This is a genomic window from Mesorhizobium sp. M7A.F.Ca.CA.004.06.1.1 (assembly GCF_003999135.1).
Classification (GTDB): domain Bacteria; phylum Pseudomonadota; class Alphaproteobacteria; order Rhizobiales; family Rhizobiaceae; genus Mesorhizobium.
Genome location: NZ_RZPQ01000388.1, coordinates 1 through 5,502 on the forward strand (window position 1 = coordinate 1; position 5,502 = coordinate 5,502).

A 5,502-nucleotide genomic window follows, 5' to 3' on the forward strand; every position below is an offset into this window, starting at 1 on the left:
GGCGCGGCGTCCGGCCAGCCCATGGTGCGTCGCCCGCGCGCACCGCGACGTTGTCGTAGCCGAGTTTCCCGAACCGTTGCCGCTGTGCAGGGCGTGTGCCCCTGTCAGCCTTGGTAGAACTCCTGACGCTGCATGCCGAGGCCCTCGATGCCGAGCGTAACGACGTCGCCTGCCTTGAGGAAGATGTTCGGTTTCTGGCCTAGGCCGACGCCAGGAGGGGTGCCGGTGGAGATGATGTCTCCCGGCAGCAGGCTCATGAACTGCGACAGGTAGGACACCAGATAGCGGACGCCGTAAATCATCGTTTTGGTCGAGCCGTCCTGGAATTTGCGCCCGTTGACCTCGAGATGCATCTTGAGGTTCTGCGGGTCGTCGATCTCGTCGGCCGTCACCAGCCACGGGCCGGTCGGTCCGAACGTATCGCAGGACTTGCCCTTGGTCCACTGGCCCTGACGTTCAGCCTGGAAGGCGCGCTCGGAAACGTCATTGATGACGCAATAGCCCGCGACATAGTCCATCGCCTCGGCCTCCGACACGTATTTTGCCGTCTTGCCGATGACGACGCCGAGCTCGACTTCCCAGTCGGTCTTGAGTGATCCACGCGGGATTTCGACCGGATCGTTGGGGCCGACAATGGCCGACGTGGCCTTCATGAAGATGATCGGCTCCGGCGGCACCGTCGCGCCCGTCTCTGCGGCGTGGTCGGAATAATTCAGGCCGATGCAGATGAACTTGCCGGTGCCGGCAACGCAGGCACCGAGGCGCGGGTTGCCTTCGATCAAGGGCAAGGTCATCGGGTCGATGGCGCGTAGTGCGTCAAGACTTTCCGGAAGCAACGTACTACCGGCAATGTTGGCCACCTTGCCAGATAGGTCGCGGATGCGGCCGTCCTTATCGAGCATTCCGGGCTTTTCCTGGCCCAACGGGCCATAATGCAACAACTTCATTTTAGGGGTCACTCCTCGACATGACTTCACGTTCTAAAGACGTAGTCGGCAGTCGTGGCGGCCGCAAAAGCCGGAAGGTCGCGGCCGATAGACAACAAGTTCCTTGCTACGCCAAACCTGCCATTTGGGCGATGAAGGCATTCGCGCTTATCAGTCCGGAACGGTCCAGCCCTGCTCGGCCGCGTGGCGCTTCTCGAAGGCATCGATTTGGTCCTTCTGTGACAGCGTGTAGTCGAGTTCGTCGATGCCGTTTAGCAAGCAGTGCTTGGAGAACTCATCTATCTCGAAGGAATGGACCGCTCCGTTCGGGGCGGTCAGAGTCTGTGCGGCGAGATCGACCTCAATGGTCGCCCCCTGTTGTTCCTTGAGCTGGATCATGATGCTGCTGATTGCGTCGCGTTTCAGTACCACTGGCAGCAGACCGTTCTTCAAGCTGTTGGAGAAGAAGATGTCGCCAAAGCTCGGCGCGACGACAACCCGGAAACCATAATCCGCAACCGCCCAGACGGCATTTTCGCGCGACGAGCCGCAACCGAAATTATCTTCGCCAACCAAGATCTCGCCGTGGCGATAGGGTGGCGTGTTGAGTACAAAATTTTCCCGCTCCTTGCCGCCGTCGTCGAAGCGCAGATCGTGGAAGAGATATTGGGAAAAGCCCTCGGCGCGGGGTTTCGAAAGGAAGCGCGCCGGCAGGATCTGGTCGGTATCGACATTGACGCCAGGAAAGGGAACGGCGGTCGCCGTGACCGACTTGAACGGTTCCATGGTCATTCTCCTCGCTGAAACTGGCGAACGTCGGTGAGGTGGCCGGTGATAGCGGCTGCGGCCGCCATGGTCGGGCTCATCAAGTGGGTACGTGCGCCGCGACCCTGTCGGCCGACGAAATTACGATTTGAGGTCGAGGCGCAGCGCTTGCCGGAAGCCACGGTCTCGCCATTGGTTCCCAGGCAAAGCGAACAGCCCGCCTCGCGCCACTCGAAACCGGCGTGGAGGAAGATGCTGTCCAGCCCCTCAGCCTCCGCCTGAGCCTTGACCAGGCCAGACCCAGGCACGATCCAAGCTTCGACTCTCGGATGGACCGTCCGGCCTTTGACGACCGCCGCGGCGGATCTCAAGTCCTCGATCCGGCCATTGGTGCACGAGCCGATGAATACCCGGTCGACCGGGATTTCAGCCAGCAACGTGCCGGGTTCGAGTCCCATATATGTAAGCGCCTTCGACATGGCTTCGCGGCGCTCGGCGGTGTTGGCGCGATCCGGGTCTGGCACTAGCGCGTCGATTGGAGCGACGTCCTCAAGGCTCGTGCCCCAGGTTACCATCGGCGCGATCTCGGCCGCGTCGAGTGTGACTTCCCTGTCGAACACGGCGTCGGGATCCGAGCCGAGCTGCGACCAGCGCTCGACCGCCTTGTCCCAGGCTTCTCCCGAGGGCGAATAGGGCCGGCCCTTCACATAGTCGAACGTCACCTGGTCTGGCGCGATCATGCCGGCGCGCGCGCCGGCCTCGATCGACATATTGCAGACAGTCAAGCGGCCTTCCATGGTCAGATCACGGATGGCGGAGCCGGCATATTCGATGACATAGCCGACCGCGCCAGCGGCGCCGATCTTACGGATAATGGCGAGAATGACGTCCTTGGCGCTTACGCCGAAGCCCAGTTCGCCCTCGACGGAAATCCGCATGGATTTCGGTTTGCGCTGCCATAGCGTTTGGGTGGCCAACACCTGCGTTGCCTGCGTCATGCCGACGCCGAACGCCAGAGCGCCCAGCGCGCCGTGCGTCGAGGTATGACTGTCGGCGCAAACGATGGTCATGCCCGGCTGGCTGATACCCTGCTCGGGGCCGATGACATGCACGATGCCCTGCCGGCTGTCGGCAAGTTCAAACACGGTGAAGCCGAGCTCCTTGGCGTTCTCCATCAGCGACTCGACCATGCCGCGGCGCTCGGCGCTGGGAATGCGCGCAACCTGACGCACGTCAGTCGGCACGTAGTGGTCGGGCGTGCCGAAAATTTGATGAGGAGCTCTCGGGCGCAAGCCGCGCGCCCGCAGGAACTCGAATGCTGGCTGATAACCGTCGTGGATGAGATGCCGGTCGACATAGAGCAGCGTCTCACCGTCCGCGCGGTCGAGGATGCTGTGCTGCGACCAGATCTTGTCCAGCATGGTGAGAGCCGCGCGAGGCCGGCCTAAGCTCATCATATTTTTCTCCCATAGGAAGCAGATCAAACGAAGCAAGCAACCAAAGGCGGTGATGCTCAGCCGCAGCCGGTGAGTAGCATGGCGCCCGCCGATACGTTCGGGGCCATTTTCTAACGTAGTGACGTCCGCCCCAAGGAGTCTTTGTTGGGAAGGGTGTCATCGCAACGCGCGATGACTGGCGATTGTCGCACCGAGTTGATCGGCTCACCATCGATTCTGGCCAAGGCGTGTCGGGTGGACAGCTTCCCCTCCCGACGCTCGTCCACGGGCGCATCCAACCCGACTCCCGGCAACGGGCGTCGATCCGAACAGACCGTCCAAACTACTTCTCTTCAAGCAACACGGGGGGCCCCTGGGGCTTGGAAGCCAGTGCAGTTAGCTGGCTCCTAACAATGCCGCATATCTTTCAAGGGACAGGCCCGCCGAGCGGTCATCTCAAAGCTGACTCTTGCCCCCGTCAACGACGATCTCGGTGCCCAGCATGAAGGACGAGGCGTCGGAGGCGAGGAAAAGCGCCACTTCCGCCTGCTCGGATGGATCGGCGGCGCGGCCGATCGGCACGCGTGCCTGAACGGTCGCCAGCGCCTTTTCGGCGCCGTTGGCGAACGGTCCTTCGCTGGTGAACACGGCGGTCTTGGTTGGTCCTGGCGACAGGCAGAAGACACGGATGCGGCGCGACAAGAGGTCTGCCGAAATCGCCTTGGCTAGGGCCAAGGCCGGAGCCTTCGAAGCCGCGTACAGTGCCATATTGGGCTGACCGGTCTTGGCGGCGATCGACCCCGTCAGGATCACCACGCCGCAATCGCGCATGAAGGGTGCTGCCTTTTGGACCGTGAAGAACTGGCCCTTGGTGTTGACAGCAAAAAGCTTATCGAAATCCTCGCCGGTCCAGTCGGCGAACGGCTTGAACACGGTGATGCCGGCATTGGCGAAGACGATGTCGATGCCTCCGAGCGCTTCCGAGGCAAGCACCGCACCAGCCGCGATGGAGTCCAGGTCGGAGACGTCCATGTGGACGCCGACACTACCCGGACCCAGCTCGGCTGCCAGCGCCTGGGCTTTCTTGCCGTCGCGTGCGCAGAGCGCCACACGCGCGCCTTCGCGGACGAATGTCCGCGCCGCAGCAAGCCCGATGCCGCTCGTTCCGCCGGTAATCAGCGCAGTCTTTCCCGCAAGTCGCATTCACAATCCCTCAATGTTGGCGCCCGCATCCGTCTGGTGGTGAGAACCTACGGGAGGCGGCGGGTGGTAGGAGCCCAGCTCATCTTCGCCGGCACACCCCCGGGCCAAATGGAGCATGCCCCGCTCTGATAGCGTTTGACCGGCTGCTCGGCATTGAATGCTCTCTTTGCCCCTTCATGGTTCAGACGAGAGCGCCGACGCGGACGTGGCGCCAGTCTCGGCCTCTCTTAAAAGCAGGCTTCCATGATCGAAAGTCGCAAACGGGAAGGAAAGCATCGTGCCCGACGATGCCGCGGCCCGGCACATCGCCGATCACGATGCCCCCCTTCCCGAATGGCGTCTTCAGTTGCTGCCCACGACGCTTTAGACAATCCGGGGACGCTACAGTTTGCCGGCTGATCCCGACTGGGGTCGCGTGGTCCGCCGCGCCGCACGCAAATCGAAGGATTTCAAGATTCTCGGTTCAAGAGCAGGAGATTTATACATGTACACCGATCCGATCAGGGTTTTCTGGGTGCCTGGATGCTCGGCCTGCGTCAAGACGAAGGAGTTCCTGACCAGTCTCGGCGTGCCGTTCGAATCCGTGAACCTGCTCGAGAACGAGCAAGGCGCAGCCGACCTCGCCAAGCTCGGCGCGAAGTCTTTGCCTGTCGTATCGCGCGGCGAGAAGTTCACCTTCGCCCAGTCGCTCGACCAGGTCGCCGAGTTCGTCGGCAGGAAGCGAGACGGCGTCGAGCGACTGCCGCCTGAAGAGCTCCATCGGCGCTGGCAGGAATTTCTCGCGGTAGCGAGATCACTGATCGTGGAGATTCCGGTGGACAAGCTCGGCCACCATCCCATTCCGAACCGCCTGGAGCGAACGGTCCTTGGCCTTGCCTATCACATTTTCCAGATACCTGACGTATTCGTCCGCAACGTCGCGGGAGAATTCGAGGATTGGGCGCACTACGTCAATCTTCCCGCGCCTGATGACATGAAGAACAATGCCGACATCCTTGCTTTTGCCGACGCATCGATCGCGACCCTGACGGGCTGGTGGGATGGCTTGCAGGACCGCGCCTGCCTATGGACCGTCCGGACTTATTATGGCGTGCGTTCGGGCTGGGAGGTACTTGAGCGCCAGACCTGGCACTCGGCGCAGCATACGCGCCAGTTGCAGGCGGTACTCGAAG

At 62.0% G+C, this 5,502-nt stretch carries 5 protein-coding genes; 1 reads left to right on the top strand and 4 read right to left on the bottom strand.

The features are described from left to right. Positions 1-104: 104 nt before the first annotated feature. The 4 genes from EN906_RS21295 to EN906_RS21310 all read right to left on the bottom strand — a co-directional run bounded on the left by EN906_RS21295 (position 105) and on the right by EN906_RS21310 (position 4,330). Entirely contained in the window at positions 105-947 is an 843-nt protein-coding gene (locus EN906_RS21295) for a fumarylacetoacetate hydrolase family protein (protein ID WP_127267269.1), read from the bottom strand. 150 nt (positions 948-1,097) lie between these two features. Continuing rightward, positions 1,098-1,712, bottom strand: a complete 615-nt coding sequence (gene leuD, locus EN906_RS21300; protein ID WP_127267270.1) for a 3-isopropylmalate dehydratase small subunit — start codon at positions 1,710-1,712, stop codon at positions 1,098-1,100. Positions 1,713-1,714: 2 nt separating this feature from the next. Beyond that, complete coding sequence (gene leuC / locus EN906_RS21305; protein WP_245456763.1) at positions 1,715-3,112, bottom strand: 3-isopropylmalate dehydratase large subunit; 1,398 nt, start codon at positions 3,110-3,112, stop codon at positions 1,715-1,717. A gap of 471 nt (positions 3,113-3,583) precedes the next feature. Beyond that, the gene (locus tag EN906_RS21310; protein ID WP_024504883.1) at positions 3,584-4,330 is read right to left on the bottom strand and encodes an SDR family oxidoreductase; all 747 of its coding nucleotides are present in this window, start codon (positions 4,328-4,330) and stop codon (positions 3,584-3,586) included. 484 nt (positions 4,331-4,814) lie between these two features. Here EN906_RS21310 and EN906_RS21315 point away from each other — a divergent pair. Beyond that, a partial coding sequence (locus tag EN906_RS21315; protein ID WP_127375349.1) for a glutaredoxin domain-containing protein occupies positions 4,815-5,502 on the top strand: 688 nt, incomplete at its 3' end.